Genomic DNA, 21,647 nt, shown 5'->3' with positions numbered 1-21,647 from the left:
GAAGCATTGTGAAGATTGCAAGGTACCTTACGAATAATCGTTAGGTACCTTGCAATTCTCTTTTGAAGGCCGTAGTGTAACCACGTCAAAAACAGGCTTTACCGAGGTTACGAGGGGAGGTTCCCATGTGTTGCGAGGAACAGGGGGCGCAGGACGAGCGGCTTGAGACGCCGGAGCGCCGCGCCTTGCACGACATCGGCTTCTTTGGCCACTTCATCTACACCAGGCGCGGCGGGCGCGGCGGCAGGCAGCATGTCCTCAAGACGCTCTACTACGCCGACGGCCAGATGACTCAGCGGGCCCTGCTCGAGAAGACCAGGACCACGTCAGCGTCGCTCTCGGAGGTGGTCGGCAAGCTCGAGTCCGCCGGCCTCGTGGAGCGCGAGCGCTCCGAGGCGGACCGCCGCCAGCTCGTCGTGAGGCTCACCGAAGAGGGGCGCGCCCGCGCCGAGGCGGTCATAGCCGATAAGGAGCGCTTCGAGCACGACGCGTTCTCATGCCTGGGGCCGGGCGAGCTCGACGAGCTGCTCGGGCTTCTCGACAGGCTTCACGACCACTGGGAGCAGCTTAAAAGGGACGAAGACGAGAGAGGAGACACCATATGGCTAAAGAACTAGAGGACAAGAAGGCGCGCGCGTCCTACGGCACCATCATCCGCAGGCTCATGCGCTCCATCGGCGACTACCGCGCCGTGACCATCGCCACGCCGCTGCTGGTGCTGGGCGAGGTGGCCTGCGAGATGGCCATCCCGTTTCTGACCGCAAGCCTCATCGACCAGATCAAGGCGGGCGCCACCGTGGCGGAGCTTCTGCAGCCCGCGGCCGTCCTCGTGCTGCTCGCGCTGCTCTCGCTGGCCTTCGGCACGGGCGCCGGCATCACGTGCAGCCACGCGAGCTGCGGCTTTGCCAAGAACCTGCGCCGCGACATGTTCTACAACATCCAGCGCTTCAGCTTCGCCAACATCGACGAGTTCTCCAGCTCCTCGCTGGTGACGCGCCTCACCACCGACATCAACAACGTCCAGCAGGCGTTCATGATGATCGTGCGCATCGCCGTGCGAACCCCGCTGTGCCTCGTGTTTGCCTTCACCATGGCGGCCGTCATGGGAGGCGCGCTCGCGCTGGTCTACGCCGCGATCATCCCGGTGCTCGGCTTCATCCTCTTCTACATCATCCACCTCGTGCGACCCATCTTCACGCGCGTGTTCCACAAGTACGACGCGCTCAACGAGTCCATCGAGGAGAACGTCACAGGCATCCGCGTGGTCAAGAGCTACGTGCGCGAGGACTACGAGAAGGGCAAGTTCGCCCATGCCGCGCAGGACATCTGCGTGGACTTCACGCGCGCCGAGAAGCTCCTGGCGTTCAACAACCCCGTCATGATGTTCGCCGTCGACCTCACCTGGGTCGTCATCATCTACTTTGGCTCGCAGGTCATCATCACGAGCCGCGGCACGCTGTTCGACGTGGGCCAGCTCTCCGCCATCTTCACGTATGGCTTCCAGATCCTCATGAGCCTCATGCAGCTGTCCATGATCTTCGTCATGGTCACGATGGCAGACGAGTCTGCCCGCCGCATCAGCGAGGTGCTCGAAGCCGAGCCCACGATTGGCGCGCCCGAGCAGGCCGTCACCGAGGTCGCCGACGGCTCCATCGACTTCGACCACGTGAGCTTCAAGTACTCCGTGCGTGCCGAGCGCCAGGCGCTCGCCGACGTTGACCTGCACGTCAGGAGCGGCGAGACCATCGGCATCATCGGCGGCACGGGCTCCTCTAAGTCCACGCTCGTGAACCTCGTGGCGCGCCTGTACGACGCCACCGAGGGCCGCGTGCGCGTGGGCGGCGTGGACGTGCGCGACTACGACCTCGAGGCCCTGCGCACCAACGTCGCCATGGTCCTTCAGAAGAACGTGCTGTTCAGCGGCACCATCGCCGAGAACCTGCGCTGGGGCGACGAGAACGCCACCGACGAGGAGGTCCGCGAGGCCGCGCACCTTGCCTGCGCCGACGAGTTCGTCGATGGCTTCCCCGAGGGCTACGACACCTACATCGAGCAGGGCGGCTCCAACGTCTCCGGCGGGCAGAAGCAGCGCCTCTGCATCGCCCGAGCCCTGCTGCGCCACCCAAAGGTCCTCATCCTCGACGACTCCACGAGCGCCGTGGACACCAAGACCGACGCCAAGATCCGCGCCGGCCTGGCGACGTACCTTCCCCAGACCACGAAGATCATCATCGCCCAGCGCATCTCCTCGGTGCAGGACGCGGACCGCATCGTGGTGATGGAGGGCGGTCACATCTCCGACGTGGGCACCCACGACGAGCTCATGAGGCGCTCCGCCATCTACCGCGAGACCTACACCTCGCAGAACAAGATGGGCACCGACGAGAGCGACGTCGAGGCCGAGGAGGCTGCACAGGACGAAGCGGCAACCGCGGCGAACGCGGGCGCCGAGAAGGGAGGCGAGGCCGATGAGTAGCCAGCAGAAGAGGCCGCAGGCCAAGGCCGGCACCGCCGTCCGCCTCATCAAGACGCTGTTCTCGTTCTACCCCGTGCTTCTGCCCGCCGTCATCGTGTGCCTGCTCGTGGCCGCCGTGTCAAGCTCGTTTGGCTCGGTGTTCCTCCAGGGCGCGCTGCAGGTCGTGACCGAGTTCGGCGGGTCCGGCAACTGGGCCGCCGCCCAGCCCGAGGTGTTCCGCCTCGTGGCGACGCTCGCGGCCGTCTACCTCGTGGGCGTGGGCGCCTCGCTGTTCTGGAACCGCGCCATGGCCATCATCACGCAGGGCTCGCTCGAGAAGCTGCGCGAGAAGCTCTTCAACCACATGCAGGACCTGCCCATCTCCTACTTCGACACGCACCAGCGCGGCGACGTGATGAGCCACTACACCAATGACATCGACGCCATCCGCCAGATGATCTCCCAGTCGCTGCCCAACCTGTTCCAGACCTGCGTCGTGCTCGTCACGGTGTTCGTCATCATGCTGTACTACTCCGTGTGGATGTGCCTGGTCATCGTGACCGGCGTGGCGTTCATGGTCTTCATGACCAAGGTGCTCGGCGGCAACTCCGCGCGCTTCTTCTTGGCGCAGCAGAGGGAGCTCGGCGTGGTCGAGGGCCAGGTCGAGGAGATCATGAACGGCCAGAAGGTCGTGAAGGCCTTCTGCCACGAGCAGGCCGCCGAGCGCGACTTCGACGCGTTCAACGAGCACCTCTTCGAGGTCTCCCAGAAGGCCAACATGTACGGCAACATCCTCATGCCCGTGCTCATGAACATCGGCAACCTCATCTACGTCGTCGTGGCGCTCGCGGGCGGACTCCTGCTCGCCCTCGGCACGCCAAACGTGTCACTGTCCGGCATGGCGCTCTCCATCGCCGTGGTGGTGCCGTTCCTCAACATGACCAAGCAGTTCTGCGGCCAGATCGGCCAGATCTCCATGCAGATCAACGCCGTGGTCATGGGCCTTGCCGGCGCCGACCGAATCTTCGAGCTCCTGGACGAGGAGCCCGAGGTCGACGAGGGCTACGTCACCCTGGTCAACACAAAGTACGACGAGAGCGGCCACCTCGTCGAGTGCGCCGAGCGCACGACCGACTGGGCCTGGAAGCACCCGCACCACGACGGCACCGTCACCTACACCCCGCTTGCCGGCGACGTCCGCATGGAGCACGTGGACTTTGGCTACAGCCCTGACCACCAGGTGCTCTACGACGTCTCCGTCTACGCCAAGCCAGGCCAGAAGGTGGCCTTCGTCGGCGCCACGGGCGCGGGCAAGACCACGATCACCAACCTCATCAACCGCTTCTACGACATCGCGGATGGCAAGATTCGCTACGACGGCATCAACGTCAACAAGATCTGCAAGGACGACCTGCGCAGGAGCCTTGGCGTTGTTCTCCAGGACGTGAACCTCTTCACCGGCACCGTCATGGACAACATCCGCTACGGCAAGCTGGACGCCACCGAAGAGGAGTGCATGGCCGCCGCCCGCCTCGCCGGAGCCGACGACTTCATCTGCCGTCTGCCGGACGGCTACCAGACCATGCTGACGGGCAACGGCAGCCAGCTCTCGCAGGGCCAGCGCCAGCTCATCTCCATCGCCCGCGCCGCCGTCGCCGACCCGCCCGCGATGATCCTGGACGAGGCCACGAGCTCCATCGACACGCGCACCGAGGCCATCGTCCAGCGCGGCATGGACGCCCTCATGACCGGGCGCACCACCTTCGTCATCGCGCACAGGCTCTCCACCGTGCGCAACTCCGACGTGATCATCTGCCTGGACCACGGCCACGTCATCGAGCGCGGCAACCACGACGAGCTCATCGCCAAGAAGGGCTACTACTACCAGCTCTACACCGGCGCCTTCGAGCTGGAGTAGGGGCGAGAAGGACATGGTGTCGGGAGCCTGATTTTGCGGCCGTTGGCACAATCCGACGGCCCTGGTGCCTGATTTTGCGGCCGTTGGCAGGGATTTCCTGCCAACGGCCGCTTTTTTAGGCTCTGGAGAGGCATCTTCGTGCCACCGGCAGCAGTTCTCGGCTCCGTCTCATCGGGCGCGCTAGACGCCGTACGCCTCCAAGGGCACGGCGTCTCCTTCGACGGGGTCTTGCGGCGGCGTTGCGCTGACGCCAGCCTTGCGCCTGTCCCTTTCGCGGGCTCGTCCGTCCCAGGTCACGCCGTCAATCTCCTCCAGCTCGTCAAAGAGCTCCAGTCTCAGCTTGCGCCGCTGCTCCCGCTGGCGTCTCGAGAGGTGCTCTCTGGGCATGCCGAGCTCGGCTCGTATTTGCTCCACCAGAGAGTCCATGTAGCCGAGGTTCTTGTAGAGGGCCTTGTCGACCCGGTACTCGGCTATGCCTGCGGCCGCGAGCTCGTTGGTCCTGCGCAGGTCCTCGGCGTGACGCTCCTCGTCGAGGTGGACGTCGCCGTCGTATTCGAGCGCCACCAGTCTGTCGCCTCCCGCGTGTCCCGGCCTGGCGAGAAGCACGTCGGGCCTGCGCATGCGCCCTTCTCCGCTGGCGATGCCTGCGACCGCCAGCCCCTGGTTGAGCCCGGCGACCGCCAGCCCGTAACCCCCGAGCGACGCCTGCAGCGAAAGGCGAAGAACAAGCTTGGACTCCCTTGGGGAGGCGGACCCGGGGACGACCCTGTCGAGCGCCCAGCGGAGCTTCCTGTGGTTGGTCGCGCTACCAGCCAGTCCCAGGCGCGTCTCCAGCTCCTCGGGCGCGAGCAGGGGAGATGGCCTGGCGACCATGCCTCGCGGCGCGTCCGGTCGCACCGCGTAGGTTCCCATGAGCTCCTCCATGAGCGTCAGCAGCTCGAGTCGGGTGAGACGGGGCTCCAGCTGCACGAGGAGCTGCGAGGGCGTGGGGCAGGCGAGTCCCTTGCAAAGCGAGAGAACCTCGCCTGTCGGCGGCTCCCCCATGGGGTGCGTCACCAGGGCGCCTCCTCTCCTGCGCGGGGAACCCTGCGGAACCTGCACGTGCAACGGCGCCTGGGGCGTGCCCGGCAAGGCCGATTCCCACAGGGCGGCCGCCCTCGAGGCGTCGGGGGCGCAATCGAGGGCGACTGCGTCGGCGCCGATGGGCTCCTGCCGGATGCAGCCGAGCCTGCGAAGGGCTTCGAGCGCGCTGGTATGTGAGAGAAGAATCGTCATGGCTCGAGGCTAGGGCAAACGGGCGAGTCGAACCTGGACCAGCCTTACCGATTTCTTGCGAGTCGCTTTCGGGAGTGGGCCCTTCTCGCAGCTTGGAGCCGCGCGCAATTTGCTTTAGCACGCTAAAGCAATCACAGAAAGCACACGAGGGGCGTGAGGGCAGGGTTGCGACCCCGTCGCTTGAGCCGAGAAATGCGGCAGTTGGCACGGAATTGTCGCCAAAGAGCCTTCAATTGCGGACGTTGGCACTGATTTGCTGCCAACCGCCGCGTTATCCGGCTCGCCACCACCCCACGCCGCCTGACCTGTAATGTAAGCCCGCAGGCAGAATGCCGTTTTTGCAGTGGAGTGTAAGCTCGCGTAAGGCGAGTGTAAGGCGTGGTCACGCGTGGGTAAGACGGCGCCGGCGCGGCCCAAAAACGCGTCCTCGACACCCTAGAGTGCTTCTCGACAAGGGCCCTGCGCCGCCAAGCGCGGGCGCCCACAACCCCAAAGAAGGAGAAGCATGTCCAAGCTCGATAGCATGTCCCGCCGTCAGTTCCTGGGCGCCTTCGGCGCCGCCACCGTCGCCATGGCCGGCCTCGGCCTCGTTGGCTGCGGCGGCAACTCCGCCGCCTCTGAGGCCGCCGCCTCCGTCTCCGGCACCGTCAACTGCTCCGGCGCCACCTCCTTCCAGACGCTCGTCGAGAGCGCCGCGCACAAGTTCGAGGACAAGTACCCCGACGTGACCATCGCCATCACCGGCGGCGGATCTGGCCAGGGCCTCTCCGACGTCAAGGACGGCAAGGCCCAGATCGGCCGCTCCGACGTCTTCGCCGAGGAGAAGCTCGACGCCGCCGACGCCGCCAAGCTCGAGGACCATACCGTCTGCGTCGTCGGCATGGGTCCCGTCGTCAACTCCAACGTCGACGTCGATGACCTCACCACCGAGCAGCTCAAGGGCATCTTCACCGGCGCCATCACCGACTGGTCCGAGGTCGGCGGCACCGCCGGCAAGATTCAGGTCATCGAGCGCAAGGCCGGCTCCGGCACCCGCGCCACCTTCGAGGCCGCCGTCCTGGCCGGCGAGAAGGCCCCCGAGTCCTTTGCCCCCGTCGCCGAGGAGGACTCCTCCGGCACCGTCGTCGAGAAGATCCAGCAGACCGAGGGCGCCATCTCCTACCTGGCCTTCTCCTACTACGACGACACCAAGTTCCGCGCCCTGAAGGTCGACGGAGTCGAGCCTACCGCCGAGAACGTCTGCTTCGGCAAGTTCAACATCTGGGCCTACGAGCACATGTACACCGCCAAGGACGCCGACGAGGCCACCCGCGCCTTCCTCGACTTCATGATGTCCGACGAGGTCCAGGGCAGCCTGGTCGAGGAGGAGGGCTTCATCCCCGCCTCCGACATGAAGGTCGCCAAGGACGCCAAGGGCAACGTGTCCTCCAAGTAGTCCCTTCCTCCTCGCGGGGGTGCCTCCTCCTCCTCATGGGCGGCGCCCCGCATTTCCCGTTTTCCGAAAGGTCGCACATGTCAAAACGCATGCTGCCGAAGCGAAGGCTGGAGAACGTGGGCCTCACCCTCACGGGTGCCTGCGTCGCCCTTGTGGCCCTGATCGTGGTGACCCTCATCGTGATGGTCGCCCAGCAGGGCCTCTCGGCGTTTCTCGTCGACGGCCTGGACTTCGGCCAGTTCGTCACGGGCACGAGCTGGGTGCCCTCTGACGGCAAGTTCGGGGCGCTCCCGCTCATCGTTACGTCCTTCGGCGTGATGCTCCTCTCCACCCTGCTCACGCTCCCCATCGCCCTGGGCAGCGCCATCTTCGTCGTGGAGGTCCGCCCCGGCTTTGGCCGCAAGGTGTTCCAGCCCCTGGTCGAGCTGCTCGTCGGCATCCCCTCCGTCGTCTACGGCCTCATCGGCCTGACGGTGGTCAACGCCGCCATGCGCGCGATCTTCGGCGAGGCGGCCGGCACCGGCGCTGGCATCCTCTCCGGCGCCATCGTGCTTGCCGTCATGATCCTGCCGACGGTGACGACGCTCTCCATCGACGCCCTGGCCGCCGTCCCCAACCAGTACCGCGAGGGCTCCTACGCCCTGGGCTGCACCCGCTGGCAGACGGTCTGGCACGTCGTCCTCAAGAGCGCGCTTCCCTCGCTCATGACCGCCGTCATCCTGGGCATGACCCGCGCCTTCGGCGAGACCCTGGCCGTCCAGATGGTCATCGGCAGCGTCGAGAAGATCATGCCGGCGGGCCTGCTGTCTCCCGCGGCCACGCTCACCACGGCGCTCACCTCGGGCTTTGCCAACGCCACCACCGGGTCGGTGCAGTATCACGCCCTGTGGGCCCTGGGCCTCTTGCTCATGGGCATGAGCCTGCTCTTCATCCTCGTCATCCACCTCATCGGCTCGAAGGGGGCGAAGGACCGTGGCTAACCGCATCGACGAGGTCGACCTCGACGCACACGCCGCCAGGATTCGCCGCCAGGACCGCGTGGCCACGGGCATCCTCACCGTCATCGTGGCCTTCGTGCTGGCGCTTCTCGCCGCCATCGTGGCGTTCATCGTGTTCCAGGGCATCGGCAAGGCCCTCTCGCCGGGCTTCCTCACCACGCCGCCTGCGGCCGACGTCAACCCCGGCATCTCCTCTGAGCTCTTCGACAGCTTCTACATGCTGGTGATCACGCTGCTCATCAGCGTCCCCATCAGCCTGGGCGCCGCCATCTTCCTGGTGGAGTACGCGCCCGACAACTGGGTGACCAAGGCCGCCTCCACCGCCATCGAGACCCTCTCCAGCCTGCCCTCCATCGTTGTGGGCATGTTCGGCAGCCTGTTCTTCGTTGTCACGCTGGGCTGGGGCATCTCCATCCTGGCCGGCGCCATGGCCCTCACGATGTTCAACATCCCCATCCTGGTACGCGTCATCCAGCAGGCGCTTGAGGACGTGCCGCGCAGCCAGCGCGACGCCGGCCTGGCCATGGGCCTCACGCGCTGGGAGACCACCATCCACGTGCTTCTTCCCGCCGCCATGCCCGCCATCGTGACCGGCATCGTGATCTCTGCCGGCCGCGTCTTCGGCGAGGCCGCCGCCCTGATCTTCACGTCCGGCTCCGCCGCGGTCAACATCAACTTCGCGAGCATGAACCTCGCGAGCCCGCGCAACCCCTGGAACGTGTTCCGCCCGGCCGAGACCCTCGCCGTCCACATCTGGAAGCTCAAGATGGAGCCGTCCCCCGGCAACGACGAGATCGTCTGGGGCACCGCCTGCGTCCTCATCATCTGCGTGCTTCTGTTCAACGTGGTCGCACGTCTCCTGGGCAAGGCGCTGGCCAAGAAGATGACGAGCGAGTGAGGCTGAGATGACCCAAGACAACACCACCCGGGCCGCGGCCGACGCCCACCTGCTCTCCACCGTGGACGTGACCGTCCGCTACGACCGCGCCCACGAGGCGCTGCACCCCACGAGCCTGGGCTTTGACGCCGGCACCTGCACGGCCCTCATCGGCCCCTCCGGCTGCGGCAAGTCCACCTTCCTGCGCTGCATCAACCTCATGAACCGGGAGATCCCGCGCTGCGACGTCGGCGGCTCCATCTACTACCACGGACACGACATCAACACCCCGCGCGAGAACCTCTTCGAGCTGCGCAAGTCCATCGGCATGGTCTTCCAGCAGCCCACGCCCTTCCGCAAGTCCATCCGCGAGAACATCCTGTTTGCGCCGCGCCGCCACGGCCGCGTGGCCGGCAGGGACGAGGCCGACGTCCTCGTGGAGGAGTCTCTCAGGCAGGCCGCGCTCTGGGACGAGGTCAAGGACAAGCTCGACCGCAGCGCGCTTGCCCTCTCCGGAGGCCAGCAGCAGCGTCTGTGCATCGCCCGCACGCTTGCCATGAGGCCAGACGTGGTCCTGTTCGACGAGCCCTGCTCGGCCCTGGACCCCATCTCCACCTTTGCGGTGGAGGAGACCATCCGCCAGATCGCGGACTCCGGCATCTGCTGCGTCATCGTCACCCACAACATGGAGCAGGCAAAGCGCGTCTCGGACCGCACCGCCTTCTTCTACATGGGCGACATGGTGGAGACCGGCACCACGCGCCGGGTGTTTCTCGACCCCCAGGACCAGCGACTCGTCGACTATCTCACCGGAAGGTTCGGATGATGCAGACTCAAACCTCGCAAACGCCCGCCGAGGCCGAGTACGCCAGGTGCGCCCTGGAGGCGGCCGAGAGCCGCATGGACGTCCGTGGCCTCAACCTCTGGTACGGGGACTTCCAGGCCCTCAAGGGCATCGGCCTCTCCATCCCCAAGAACCGCTGCACGGCCTTCATCGGGCCGTCCGGCTGCGGCAAGTCCACGCTGCTGCGCACGTTCAACCGCATGTGCGACTTCGTGCCCAGCGTCTGCCACGAGGGCCGCGTGGAGCTCGACGGCACCGACGTCTTTACCATGGACGCCTGCGCGCTGCGCATCCACGTGGGCATGGTCTTTCAACACCCCAACCCCTTCCCGATGAGCATCAGGGACAACGTGCTCTACGGCCCGTCTCGCATGGGCAGGCTCTCCCGCGACGAGGCCGACGAGATCTTGGAGCACTGCCTCACCCGCGCCGCCCTCTGGGAGGAGGCCAAGGACAAGCTCGACCAGTCCGGCCTGGGCCTTTCCGGTGGCCAGCAGCAGCGCCTGTGCATCGCCCGCGCGCTTGCCACCAATCCCGAGGTCCTTCTCATGGACGAGCCCACGAGCGCCCTGGACCCCATCTCCACCGCCCAGGTGGAGGAGCTCATGGCGCGCCTCTCCCACGACCACACCGTCGTGGTCGTGACCCACAACATGCAGCAGGCGACCCGCGTGGCCGACAAGACCTGCTTCTTCTACCTCGGCGAGCTGGTGGAGTCCGGCCCCACCAGGGACCTCTTTGCCAACCCTCGCCAGACCAAGACCCAGGAATACCTCTCAGGAAGGTTCAGCTGATGACTCTCAAGACGCGTACCAAGTTCACGAGCCAGCTCCAGGGCATCCAGGAGCACGTCGTCCGCCTCAAGGAGAAGTGCGCGGCCGACGTCCGCGCCGCCGGCCTTGCCGCCACGGGTGACCGCGGAGCCCAGGAGGGCGTCGTGGAGGGCCGCAAGGCGGAGGACCGCCTGCGCGAGTCCATCGAGGACGGCTGCCTTGACGCGATGCTCCTCCAGCAGCCCCTCATCGGCGACGACCTGCGCTTTGTCTCCGGTGCCTTTCGCATCGTCTCCGACCTCTCCCACATCGACGGCATGACCCGCGACGTGGCGTTTCTCGTCGAGGAGATCCCCGACAAGGCCGCTGCCAAGTTCACCCGCGAGTTCGTGGAGATGAGCGAGCACGCCGCCTCCATGGTCGAGCGCGCGGTCGACGCCTTCGTGGAGCGCGACGTCGAGCTGGCCCAGCGGGTCATCGAGGCCGACCACAAGGTAAACTGCTTGTATGCCGAGTCGGAGGAGAAGCTCGTCGCCCTCATCCGCGACGGCAAGTCCTCTGCCGAGTACCTCCCCGAGCTGCTCATGGTCGCCAAGTACTTCGAGCGCATCGGAGACCTCGCCAAGCGCGTGGCCGCCTGGGCCATATTCCGCGTCACCGGCGAGCACAGGGTTGAGGAGAAGCCCAGCCAGGCCGCGGGGCTCGACCAGTAGGGAAGCGTGATGGGAGCATCTGGCGTGGTCTACTACGTTGAGGACGACAAGAACATCCGTGAGCTCACGGTCTACGCCCTGGGCCAGGGCGGCATCGAGGCACGCGGCTGTGCCAACGACGCCGAGTTCAGGCGCGCCTGCGCCGAGCGGACGCCCGACGCGGTCCTTCTGGACATCATGCTGCCGGACGCCGACGGGCTCGAGATCCTGGCCCGCATCAGGCGCATGCCGGGCCTCTCCAACGTGCCCGTCATGATGCTCACCGCAAAGGACACCGAGCTCGACAAGGTCCGCGCGCTGGACGGCGGCGCCGACGACTACCTCTCCAAGCCCTTCGGCATGATGGAGATGGTGAGCCGCGCGAGGGCGCTGCTGCGCCGCGCGGGCCGCGAGCAGCCGCACGCCGAGAGCCAGTCGCTTGTGGCGGGCGAGCTCATGCTCTGGCCCGACCGCCGCGAGGCCACCATCGAGGGCCGCGAGCTCTCGCTCACCATGAGGGAGTTCGACCTGCTGGAGTTCCTCATGAGGTCTCCCGGCGTGGTCTTCTCGCGAGAGACGCTGCTTCAGCGGGTCTGGGGCTGGGACTTCGACGGGGGCTCGCGCACCGTCGACGTCCACGTCCAGCAGATTCGCGCCAAGCTGGGCGAGCGCTCGGACCTTATCGAGACGGTCCGCGGCGTCGGCTACCGCGTGCGCGGGTAGGCCGGTCTCGTGGCCGCGCACAAGAGGGGCGTCTCGCTCTCGCACAACATGTTCGTCGCCTTCGTGGCCGTCTGCGCCGTCGCCGCCCTCGTGGTGACGGCGGCGTCCGCCTATGTGTACGAGCGGGCCTTCCTGGACGACGAGCACGAGCAGCTGGCGGGGGAGTGCCAGACCCTGGCCTCGCTTCTCGACTCCACCGACAACGACGAGGAGGTCCTGGCGGGCCTCTCCATGGGGAGCCTGCGCGCCACCCTCGTGGCGCCCGACGGTCGCGTGCTCTTTGACTCCGGGGCGGACGCGGCCGGCCTTCCCAACCACGCGGACCGTCCCGAGGTGGCAAGCGCCCTCGCCACGGGGACGGGCTCCTCGGAGCGCTCGAGCGAGACCGTGGGCTATGTTAGCCTCTACGAGGCCCGCAGGCTCGGCTCGGGCGACGTGCTGCGCATCTCGGTGGACCGGGCCGGCGCGGCTTCCTTCCTCACGCGCGACCTGGTGCTTCTCGCCGTGGTGGCGGTGTGCGTGGTGGCCGCGAGCTGGGGCGTCTCTCGCCTGCTGGTGGGTCGCTTCGTGCGGCCCATCCTTGAGATCGACGCCACCCGGGCGGACGCCAGCGCCCCCTACGAGGAGCTGGAGCCCCTGGTGAGCCGACTTAACGAGCAACGCAGAGAGCTCCTTGAGCGCATGAGCGCCATCCAGGACGCCGACGACATGCGCCGGGAGTTCACGGCCAACGTCACCCACGAGCTCAAGACGCCCATCGCCAGCATCTCGGGCGCCTCGGAGCTCATCCGCGACGGCATCTGCCGCCCGGAGGACGTGCAGGGCTTTGCCGGACGCATCTACGACGACGCGCGGCGCCTCTCCAGCCTGGTGAGCGACATACTCATGCTCTCCAAGCTTGACGAGACCGAGCGCGCTGGGGACCGCGCCTCCCTCTTCGGCCCCGACGAGCAGGTCGACCTCCTGGTCGTGGCGCATGACGTCGAGCGAAGGCTCGCCCCCAAGGCGGCCCGCATGGGCGTGACGCTTCACGTGGAGGGCGTAAGCTACGTCATCCAGGGCAACGCGCGGCTGCTCGATGAGCTGGTGAGCAACCTGGTGGAGAACGCCATCAGGTACAACCGCGAGGGCGGCCACGTCTACGTGTGGGTGCTGCCGTACGACGGCAGGCCCTCCATCCGCGTGTCCGACACGGGCATCGGCATCCCGGAGGAGGCGCAGAAGAAGGTCTTCGAGCGCTTCTACCGCGTGGACAAGGGCCGCAGCCGCGACATGGGCGGCACCGGCCTCGGCCTGGCCATCGTCAAGCACGCCGCCGCCTTCCACGCCGCCGACGTCTCGCTTGCGAGCAAGCTCGGCGAAGGCACCTCCGTCACCGTTACCTTCCCCTGACAGTGGGTCCCGTTTACAGGTCCTTCTCCCAGAGGTTGGTCCAGCCGGGGAGGTCAAGGCCGGGGTAGGGCATCCAGATGGGGCGGTGCTGGGTGAAGCCCTCGCGGGCGTAGAGGCCGTTTGCCTCCACGTTGGCCGGGCTCGTGTTGATGCGGACGACGCGGGCGCCCAGCTCGCGCGCGCGGTCGGCGGCCGCCGCAAGGAGCGCGCTCGTGACGTGCCGGCCGCGTGCCGCGGGGTCCACGGCAAACAGGTGGTAGCAGGCAACCTCGCGCTCGGGCAGGGGCTCCCAGTCCGCCCCGCCCGTGCCGCGGCCATGCCCGGGCAGCCAGCCGTCGCCCATGTCGGCGTCGTGGTCCACGAAGACCGCCCCCAGGGGCAGGGCGTCAGGGCGAAAAACGCCCTTCTCGACGTCTGAGACGTCAAAGGCGGCCAGGCCCTTTCCTGCGGTCAGGAGCTCGCGCGCAAGGCCCGCGGGCGGCCATATGCCCTCTGACCAGCCACTCGTTCCGGGCTGGTCGGTCACTTGAACGTACATGCGGTCGAGGGCGTCGGCACACTCGCTGCCCACGGGGCAGACGACGACGTCCTCGGGCGGCTCCGCGTACCGGGCCGCGTGCCGGATGTCGCCCATCCCGATGGTGGCCAGGAGCTGGCGGCTCACCTCGTCGGGCGCCTCCTTGGGCAGGGTGTGACCGCAGCCAGGCACCACGTAGGTCCTGGCGCCTGGGATGGCGGCGGCGATGCGCTCGGTCTCCTCGGGAAGGATGCAGTCGAACTCGCCGGCCATGACGGTGACCGGACACGATATTCTCGCCAGCGAAGCCGCCTCGATCTGCGGCTGGTCAACCATGAGCTGCAGGAGCTCGGCGATGCGTCCGGCCTCGGCGGGGGAGGGCACGGCGTTTCCGTCCGCGTCGAAGGCGCCCTCGTGGCCGTGGGCCGCCCATGCGGCGTTTGCCGCGGCGGCCTCCTCCATCCAGCGTTGGTCCTCCTCCGAGAGCCCCTGCGGCGTGAGGTTTGCGCCGGCGCTCGTGAGCGTGAGCACGTGCGGGGCCCAGTCGCGCGCAAGGAGAAGCCCCAGGATGGCACCGTCGGAGAATCCCAGCACGTGGCACTGCCAGACGCCGAGGCGCATCATGACCTCCCGCGCGTCGGCGGCCATGAGCTCGTAGGAGAGGGGCGCGTGGCCGCGGGTGGACTCGCCCTGGGCCCGGGAGTCGATGGCCACCACGGAGCGCCCCGTGGCGGTGACGGCGTCGATGGTCGGCCCGAAGATGCCGTGCTCCTCGCCGTTGCCGTGCAGCATCAGCACGGGCGGCACGTGCGGGTCAATGCCAAAGGGCGTGCCCGGCTGGTCGCGCACGCCGTGCGGCGCGTAGACAAAGGCCGCCAGGACGGCGCCGTCCTCGCAGGGGACGTCGACGCGGCAGGCGAGGTTCGCGTGTGGGCGCTCGTAGGGGCGCGGCACGTGGACGGGCGGCGGGGTGACGGTCATGGCGGTTCCTGTCCTTTGCGACGGGCCTCGGGGCCCGCGTTGCGTTTTGGGTTCGCGGTTTACGATACCGCTCCGGGCCCGCCGGAGAAACCGCAGGTAACACAATCGCCTCGTCCCGGCATGGCGAGAAGTTCGCGCTCCTGCGAACCCAATTGGGGATGCGAATTGGGTTCGGGCCCCGCGCACTTCTCGGCTTGCCTTGTACGTCCCTAGGCTCTGGCCAGCAAAAATGCCGGGACGCCCTTGCGAGCGCCCCGGCACCTCGAACCCAAATCGCGATTCTGCCCGTCTGGGGAGGCGGCCCTACTTCTTCTTGACCTGCGAAGGGTGCTTCTCGAAGAAGTCAAAGCGCGGCGGCAGCGGCACGATGGCGTGCTCTACCGGCGTCTGGCCGAGCGTCGCGGCCAGCTCGACGGGGCCGTCGAAGGCGTGCTCCCAGCTGAAGAACTCCTCGGCACCAAAGCCCATGTGCTCGCAGATCTTCTCGCAGCCGCAGGGCACGGCGGGGTGCATGAGCAGCGTGACGGTGCGCAGGGCGCAGAAGGCGTCGGCCAGGGCCTGCTCGTAGGCGGCGTCGTCTCCCTTTGCGGCCTTGGAGGCGTCGTCCCAGCGCTTGTTCTCCTGGCGGCAGAGCTCCTCGGCCACGGCCAGGGCGCCGTGGGCGTCAAAGCCGTGCGCCAGGCGCTCGAACTCCAGCGTGGCCCTGCGGCACGCCTCTACGACCTCGGCGTGCGGGGCCACCTGCGGCAAGTGCGCGTCGCAGACGTTGGCCGCGCCGTAGAAGCAGCTGCGCGCCAGGCGGTTGAAGATGTTGGTCAGGAACGCGGACTCCTTGAGCGCCGGGTCCACGATGCGCGGGTCGTCCTTGACCAGCACCTCCTCGCCGGTCTTCTTGTCCTTGTGCGAGACGGACGTGTCAAACGGCTTGGGGTTGAACGAGACTGCCTTCTGGTCCAGGCCCAGGGAGAGCCAGTGGGCGCGCAGCTGCTCGGGCGTGTAGGCGTCCAGGAGCTCGGCGGCCATGGGCGGCTTGATGGCGCCGGAGCTGGACGCCTTCTTGTTCATGAACAGGATGTGGTAGTTGGCGATGGGCGTGTCCTGCACGAGGCCCCAGTCCAGCGCGTCCCACAGGGCCGGCTGCGCCACGCAGTAGAAGTAGATGTTGTCCTGACCGATGAACTGGTAGACGCGGGCGTCCTCGCTGCACCACCAGTCGCGCCAGTCGTCAGTGGAGAAGCGCGTGCCGCTCGCCTGGGCGTCCAGGTCAAGGGCGGTCTGGGTGAAGCTGATGGGCGCCCAGAGGCTCTCGGGCCAGCACCAGACCGTGAGGCCGGAGGTGCCGTCCATGTCGGGTGCGGGCACGCCCCAGTCGATGTTGCCGGTGATGCGGAACGGCAGCAGGCACTTGCCGGTGCGGAAGCGCACGCCGGCGCCCTCGAGCACCTCGCGGGCCTCGTCGCGGGCCTCCCAGTCTGCGAAGGTGACCGAGAAGGACTGCTGGTTGCCCTCGGGCTCGGTGACGGTGTGGACGGGGAGCTTCTCCTCGCAGGCGTCGAAGCCCTCGCGGAACTTGTTCTGGATGTAGATCACCGGGTCAACCAGGGACTCGCGCACCGTCTTGGTCACGATGGCGCGGACCTGCGGGTCTGCGTCCCACTCGTCCATGAGGGCCTCGAGCTCGGGGCGGAAGGTCGGCAGGTCGAAGTACCAGTTGTCAACGGGGCGCAGCTCGGGCGTGGTGCCGGTGAGCTGAGACACGGGAGCGATGAGCTCCTCGGGGTCAAACTGGTGGCCGAGGTCGCACTCGTCGGCGTAGGCCTTCTCGGACTTGCAGCCGCGGACGGGGCAGCGGCCCTTGACCTGGCGCCCGTTGAGGAAGGTGCCGGCCTTCACGTCGTAGAACTGGCGCGTGGAGCGCTTGACGAGGTAGCCGCGCTCGTGTAGGCGCTCGAGGACCTCGGCGGTGAGCCTGTGGTGGTGGGTGCGCGCAGGCTCCAGCCCGGAGCCCTCGAAGAGGTCGAGGCTGATCTCGTAAGAGTCGAGCGCCGCCTTCTGCGCGTCGTGGTTGGACCGCACGTAGTCGGTGATAGTGCCCTCGTAGCCCTCCTCCTCGACCTTCTTGCGGTAGCCCTCCATGATAGGGGAGCCGTAGCAGTCCGTGCCCGAAACGAAGATGACGTTCTCGCGGCCGATGCGGTCGCGCAGGAAACGGGCAAAGAAGTCGGCGGGCACGAAGACGCCGCCGATGTGGCCGAAGTGCAGGTTCTTGTTTCCGTACGGCATGCCGCCGGTGATGACGGCGCGCGCCGGGAAGCTCGGGCGTGAGTCAGGCATGAAATCTCCTAAGCCAGCTGGTTGACGCTAAACCTGCCAATTATCACACAGTGGGGTAGCATGCTGGGTATGAGAATCGTCGCCGACATAGACGTGCTGGGGGACGCCTCCGTGCAGCGGAAGGTCGCCCGCCTGAGCCTGGCGCTGCTCGCTGCTTGCGCCGTCGCGGTGCTGGCCCTTGCCCTGGCCTCGGGCGGGGCGGAGCCCGGCGGCCTCTGGTGGTGGCTTGCGCTTGTGGCGTCCTATGTGGCCACGCTGCCCGTTCACGAGCTGGTCCACGCCGCCGCCTTCAAGCTGCTCTCTCCCGGCTGCCGCGTGACCTTTGGCGCCGTGGGAGGCTTTCTCTACGCCTGCGCCAACGGAGCGGTGCTGCCGCGCGGGCGCATGGTCGCGGTGCTACTGGCCCCCGCCGTGCTGGTCACGACCGCGATCGCCCTTCTCGCCTGTCTTGCCGGCCGGCCGCTGATGGGCATGGTCCTCGGGGGACTTCACCTGGCGTCGTGCGCGGGAGACGTGCTGATGGTGGTCGAGATCGCCCGCGAGCCCGCATGCACCCACGTGCGGGACACCGACCGGGGCATAGAGATGCTGGAGGATGCCGAATGACGCCGCTTGCCCTGCACGCCTGCTGTGGTCCCTGCTCACTGGAGCCGGTGAGGCTTCTCCGGGAGCAGGGCTTCGAGCCCACCATCATATGGACCAACCCCAACATCCAGCCCGTCTCGGAGCACCTGCGCAGGCTTGACACGCTTAGGTCCTGGGCCGCCGACGTCGCGCACGTGGACGTCATCGTTGCCGGCGACGACCGCGCCGCCTGGGAGCGCTCCGTCGCGCCCCACGGGATGGACCGCCACGCCCGCTGCCGGGCCTGCTACGCGCTGCGCCTTGGCGAGGCCTGCCGGGTTGCGGCCGAGCGTGGCTTCTCCCATGTGTCCACCACCCTTGCCGTCTCTCCCTACCAGCTCTTTGACGACTGTGGAGAGCTGCTTGGGTCAATCGCCCGCGCCCATGGCCTCGTGCCCGTCTGGCAGGACTTCAGGCCCTTCTACCCCGAGGCAACCCGCGAGTCCCGCGAGCTCGGAATGTACAGGCAGAACTACTGCGGATGCCGCTTCTCCGCCGCCGAGGCCTGCATGGAGCGCCACGCGGCCCGCGACGAGCGCAAGCGTCAGAAGGCAGCGGAGCGGCAGGCCGCTCGCCAGGCGGCCCAGGTGCGGAAGTGACCTTCGTGTGAGGATGCTGGCGGGCCCTGCGCAAAAGTGACCTTCGTGCGAGCCTGTTTTCCGCGGTTCGGGCTGACTTAAATAATGCAATGAATATTCTGAGCGCGAAAACCCAGATGGCTGCAGGCCCGTCTGCATAAAGCGGCTGGCCCTGCCGTCGCCGTCCTCAAAACCGGCTCGCACGAAGGCCACTTCTGCGCAACCTTTGCCCGCAGACTCACACGAAGGGGAGTTCTGCGCAGCCCGCGGGCCCTTAGGCCCCATCGACGCCTCCGCAGGCCCTGCAAGTTAATCCCGGACACAATGTGGAAACGTTCTCACCACCTACGACCTCGTTCCTACCGCAGGCCGGGCGCCCCATTACGGGCTCGCACGCAAATTGGGGACGTGTTGGGGGTGCGGACAATTTCTTAGACACTACGGAGAGAGTACCCCAGGTCCCTGCGGTACTGCTCCGGGCTCCTCCACCCCAGGCTCCGCTTGATCCTGCCCGAGTTGTAGTAGGCGAGGTAGCCCGCCAGGCGCCGCCGGAACTCCTCGAAGCCCACCCCGGACCAGTCCCTGCCGTGGTAGAACTCCTGCTTGAGCCGGCCGAAGAAGCCCTCGGCCGCGGCGTTGTCGGGGCTGCGGCCCTTCCTCGACATGCTGCGCACCAGGCCGTGGCGCTCGCATATCGCCGCCCAGCCCGGCCACCTGTAGTGGCAGCCGCGGTCGGTGTGGACCACGGGCCGCTCGCCGGCCGCGAGCGTCGAGGCCGCCGCCTCCAGCATCGAGTCGGCCATGCGGGCGTCGGGGGACTCCGACAGGGTCCACGCCACGACCGCCCCGTCGAAGCAGTCGACCACCGGCGACAGCCAGCAGCGCCCCGACCCTATCGTGAACATGGTGACGTCGGTGACCCACAGCTCGTTGGGGCGCGAGGCGGAGAAGTCGTGGGTGCCGTCGGGGCGCAGCGGCAGGTTGGGAGGGGCCTCGGAGACCTCGCCGGCATAGCTGCTCCAGCGCCTGCGGCGCCTCAGGTAGCGCACCTCGAGCCCCTCCTCGCGCATGACGCGCCTCACGACCTTCTCGGAGACCGCCAGGGGCTCGTCGGGGTCCAGGCGCAGCCTCGCCCATATCGTGCGGTAGCCCCAGGCCCCGCCCCCGGCCTCGAACAGGGCGCGCACCCGCGCCCTCAGGGCGGCCAGGCGGTCGGGGGCGCCCCTGCGGGCGCGGTGGTAGTAGTAGGTGCTGCGCGCCACGCCGGCCGCGCGCAGGGCGTCCTCCAGGCCGAACCCGGGCCTAAGGGCGTCGGCGACCAGCGCCCTCTCCGCCGCCGTCAGCGAGTCCGGGCCCCGCCCCGGGCCGCCTCCTTTTAGGACGTCCAACACCGCCTCGGCCCTGGCGAGCTCCAGCCTCAGGGCCCGGTTCTCGGCCCTGAGGGCCTCCAGGTCCCCGGGGTCGGCCGGCGGCGGCACGCGCGGGGCGCCCCGTCCGTTCGCGAGCGACACCTCGCCCTCCCTCCCCGCGGCGCGGGCCCAGCCGCGCACGGTCTCCGGGTGGCAGCCGATCGACGCGGCGACCTCGGCGGGGTCCTCCCCGGCGAGCGCCCTGCGCGCGGCGTCGGCCCTCTGGGCAAGAGTATAGGGGGCGTGCCAGCCGACGCCCAGGTCGCCGGACGCCCAGCGCCTGATCGACTCGGCGGAGGCGAGCCCCGACTCCCTGGCGAACCTGTGGGCCGGCCGGCCGGACTCGCGCCAGAGCCCCAGGATGGCGTCCCTCTCGTCGCTCGAGTACATTGCGGGCTCCAATCCGGACGCCTGTCGGCGTCCAACTTTTCGTCCGCACCCCCGTTCAAATTTGCGCAAAAACGAACACGTCCCCAATTTGCGGGGCGCGTGCCTCTCGCCGCGTCCATGGCGGCCGCGCTACACTGTCAGGCGAGAAAAACGCGCGCCCTCGGCGGCGCCATGAGGGAAGGACCGCGCACATGCGCACCGAAGACTTTGACTACCCGCTGCCCGACGAGCTCATTGCCCAGGCCCCGGCCGAGCCCCGCGACTCCTGCCGCCTGCTCGTTCTGAACCGCGAGGACGGCTCCGTCGAGCACCGCCACTTCTTCGACATCCTCGACTACCTCGAGCCCGGCGACCTGCTCGTTGCCAACAAGACCCGCGTCATGCCCGCGCGCCTGGTGGGTAAGAAGCGCGGCACCGGCGGCGTGTGCGAGACGCTCCTGCTCAAGCGCCGCGAGGACGTCGACGCCTTGGGCCGCGTCTGGGAGTGCCTCGTCAACCCCGGCAAGCGCCTGCGCCAGCCCGGCACGGTCATCGAGTACCGCGCCGGCGGTCTGCACGCCCCGGAGTCTGCCCCCGTCGTGCTGACGGGCACCATCGTGGACTTCGTGGAGGGCAGCAAGGGCGGCCGCCTCGTACGCTTCGAGCCGCAGGGCAACAGGCCCGACGGCACCCCGCGCACCCTCGACGAGGCCATCCACGAGGCCGGTCACGTCCCCCTGCCGCCCTACATCACCCAGTACGAGGGCGACCCCGAGAAGTACCAGACCGTCTACGCCATGACCGAGGAGCACTCCGCCGCGGCCCCCACGGCGGGCCTCCACTTCACGCCGGAGCTCATCCAGAAGATCCGCGACCACGGCTGCGGCTGGGCCACCGTGGAGCTCGAGGTGGGCATCGACACCTTCCGCCTGGTCACCGAGGACGACCCCACCCAGCACGTCATGCACACCGAGCGCTACCACGTCTCGCAGGAGGTCGTCGACGCCGTCCACGCCACCAAGGCGGCCGGCCACAGGGTCATCGCCGTGGGCACCACCTCCGTTCGCTCCCTCGAGAGCGCATGGGATCCGCAGGCCCCGGCGGCATCCCCCGCCTGCGCGGCGCGCCGCTTCGAGGACGCCCCAGACTCCGCGGCCGTCTGCGGCCGGGGCGACATCGTGGAGCGCCGCGACGCCAAGACCAACCTCTACCTCATGCCGGGCTCCACGTTCCACGTGGTGGACGCTCTCATCACCAACTTCCACGTGCCGCGCTCCACGCTCATGATGCTCGTCTCGGCGCTTGCCACGCGCGAGCAGATCATGGGCGCCTACAAGGCCGCCATTGACGAGAGGTACCGGTTCCTCTCCTTTGGCGATGCGATGCTGATCAGGTAGGCCTCGCGCCAGCCAGCGGCCCCGCGCCCTTCTCCCCAAAAGCACCTCGCGCAGAG

At 68.0% G+C, this 21,647-nt stretch carries 18 protein-coding genes; 14 read left to right on the top strand and 4 right to left on the bottom strand.

Annotated features, from left to right (window positions below; genetic code table 11):
• Positions 1–125: 125 nt before the first annotated feature.
• Genes DXV50_RS04720 through DXV50_RS04710 form a run of 3 tightly spaced genes read left to right on the top strand, consistent with a single transcriptional unit; the run spans position 126 to position 4,373 of the window.
• The gene (locus tag DXV50_RS04720) at positions 126–617 is read left to right on the top strand and encodes a MarR family winged helix-turn-helix transcriptional regulator (RefSeq protein WP_117205025.1); all 492 of its coding nucleotides are present in this window, start codon (positions 126–128) and stop codon (positions 615–617) included.
• On the top strand, positions 602–2,476 hold the full coding sequence (locus tag DXV50_RS04715) for an ABC transporter ATP-binding protein (protein WP_232817458.1): 1,875 nt from the start codon (positions 602–604) through the stop codon (positions 2,474–2,476). Before DXV50_RS04720 ends, DXV50_RS04715 begins: the two co-directional genes overlap by 16 nt.
• Positions 2,469–4,373: an ABC transporter ATP-binding protein gene (locus DXV50_RS04710; protein WP_117205024.1), complete on the top strand. Its 1,905-nt coding sequence runs from the start codon at positions 2,469–2,471 to the stop codon at positions 4,371–4,373. The genes DXV50_RS04715 and DXV50_RS04710 overlap by 8 nt, the downstream gene beginning before the upstream one ends.
• A 180-nt stretch (positions 4,374–4,553) precedes the next feature.
• Here the strand turns inward: DXV50_RS04710 and DXV50_RS04705 are convergent, their stop codons facing one another.
• Positions 4,554–5,429, bottom strand: coding sequence for a PDDEXK family nuclease (locus DXV50_RS04705; protein ID WP_198666409.1), 876 nt, complete (start codon positions 5,427–5,429; stop codon positions 4,554–4,556).
• 724 nt (positions 5,430–6,153) lie between these two features.
• Here DXV50_RS04705 and DXV50_RS04700 point away from each other — a divergent pair.
• The 8 genes from DXV50_RS04700 to DXV50_RS04665 all read left to right on the top strand — a co-directional run bounded on the left by DXV50_RS04700 (position 6,154) and on the right by DXV50_RS04665 (position 13,382).
• On the top strand, positions 6,154–7,083 hold the full coding sequence (locus tag DXV50_RS04700) for a phosphate ABC transporter substrate-binding protein (RefSeq protein WP_198666408.1): 930 nt from the start codon (positions 6,154–6,156) through the stop codon (positions 7,081–7,083).
• 77 nt (positions 7,084–7,160) lie between these two features.
• Positions 7,161–8,063 carry a phosphate ABC transporter permease subunit PstC gene (gene pstC / locus DXV50_RS04695; RefSeq protein ID WP_117205022.1) on the top strand — a complete coding sequence of 301 codons (903 nt, stop codon included), beginning with the start codon at positions 7,161–7,163 and terminating at the stop codon, positions 8,061–8,063.
• Positions 8,056–8,979: a phosphate ABC transporter permease PstA gene (gene pstA, locus DXV50_RS04690; RefSeq protein ID WP_117205021.1), complete on the top strand. Its 924-nt coding sequence runs from the start codon at positions 8,056–8,058 to the stop codon at positions 8,977–8,979. Before pstC ends, pstA begins: the two co-directional genes overlap by 8 nt.
• 7 nt (positions 8,980–8,986) lie before the next feature.
• The gene (locus DXV50_RS04685; RefSeq protein ID WP_117205020.1) at positions 8,987–9,784 is read left to right on the top strand and encodes a phosphate ABC transporter ATP-binding protein; all 798 of its coding nucleotides are present in this window, start codon (positions 8,987–8,989) and stop codon (positions 9,782–9,784) included.
• A complete protein-coding gene (gene pstB, locus DXV50_RS04680; RefSeq protein WP_117205988.1) occupies positions 9,784–10,596 on the top strand; it encodes a phosphate ABC transporter ATP-binding protein PstB in 813 nt (270 codons plus the stop codon). Before DXV50_RS04685 ends, pstB begins: the two co-directional genes overlap by 1 nt.
• Entirely contained in the window at positions 10,596–11,288 is a 693-nt protein-coding gene (locus DXV50_RS04675; RefSeq protein ID WP_117205019.1) for a phosphate signaling complex PhoU family protein, read from the top strand. The genes pstB and DXV50_RS04675 overlap by 1 nt, the downstream gene beginning before the upstream one ends.
• A 9-nt stretch (positions 11,289–11,297) precedes the next feature.
• On the top strand, positions 11,298–11,990 hold the full coding sequence (locus tag DXV50_RS04670) for a response regulator transcription factor (RefSeq protein ID WP_232817457.1): 693 nt from the start codon (positions 11,298–11,300) through the stop codon (positions 11,988–11,990).
• 9 nt (positions 11,991–11,999) lie between these two features.
• Positions 12,000–13,382: a sensor histidine kinase gene (locus DXV50_RS04665; RefSeq protein WP_147556685.1), complete on the top strand. Its 1,383-nt coding sequence runs from the start codon at positions 12,000–12,002 to the stop codon at positions 13,380–13,382.
• 13 nt (positions 13,383–13,395) lie between these two features.
• On the opposite strand, the gene DXV50_RS04660 is transcribed toward DXV50_RS04665, so the two are convergent.
• Together DXV50_RS04660 and DXV50_RS04655 are read right to left on the bottom strand one after the other, a co-directional pair.
• Entirely contained in the window at positions 13,396–14,880 is a 1,485-nt protein-coding gene (locus DXV50_RS04660) for an alpha/beta fold hydrolase (protein ID WP_117205016.1), read from the bottom strand.
• A 303-nt stretch (positions 14,881–15,183) separates the two neighbouring features.
• Positions 15,184–17,214 (bottom strand): class I tRNA ligase family protein, encoded by a 2,031-nt coding sequence (locus DXV50_RS04655; protein ID WP_117205015.1) that lies wholly within the window; start codon positions 17,212–17,214, stop codon positions 15,184–15,186.
• Between the two features lie 60 nt (positions 17,215–17,274).
• Between DXV50_RS04655 and DXV50_RS04650 the strand changes: the two genes are divergently transcribed.
• Together DXV50_RS04650 and DXV50_RS04645 are read left to right on the top strand one after the other, a co-directional pair.
• Positions 17,275–17,820, top strand: a complete 546-nt coding sequence (locus DXV50_RS04650; protein ID WP_117205014.1) for a DUF3267 domain-containing protein — start codon at positions 17,275–17,277, stop codon at positions 17,818–17,820.
• Positions 17,817–18,437: an epoxyqueuosine reductase QueH gene (locus DXV50_RS04645; protein WP_117205013.1), complete on the top strand. Its 621-nt coding sequence runs from the start codon at positions 17,817–17,819 to the stop codon at positions 18,435–18,437. Before DXV50_RS04650 ends, DXV50_RS04645 begins: the two co-directional genes overlap by 4 nt.
• A 410-nt stretch (positions 18,438–18,847) precedes the next feature.
• Here DXV50_RS04645 and DXV50_RS04640 read toward each other — a convergent pair whose 3' ends face one another.
• The gene (locus DXV50_RS04640) at positions 18,848–20,215 is read right to left on the bottom strand and encodes an IS3 family transposase (RefSeq protein WP_117204237.1); all 1,368 of its coding nucleotides are present in this window, start codon (positions 20,213–20,215) and stop codon (positions 18,848–18,850) included.
• A gap of 191 nt (positions 20,216–20,406) precedes the next feature.
• Between DXV50_RS04640 and queA the strand changes: the two genes are divergently transcribed.
• On the top strand, positions 20,407–21,591 hold the full coding sequence (gene queA, locus DXV50_RS04635) for a tRNA preQ1(34) S-adenosylmethionine ribosyltransferase-isomerase QueA (protein ID WP_117205012.1): 1,185 nt from the start codon (positions 20,407–20,409) through the stop codon (positions 21,589–21,591).
• Positions 21,592–21,647: the final 56 nt, after the last annotated feature.

The sequence above is a fragment of the Paratractidigestivibacter faecalis genome (genome assembly GCF_003416765.1).
In the GTDB taxonomy this organism is placed as follows: Bacteria; Actinomycetota; Coriobacteriia; order Coriobacteriales; family Atopobiaceae; genus Paratractidigestivibacter; species Paratractidigestivibacter faecalis.
The sequence above is the reverse complement of the archived record's forward strand: the minus strand, read 5'-3'. Positions and strand labels throughout refer to the sequence as shown.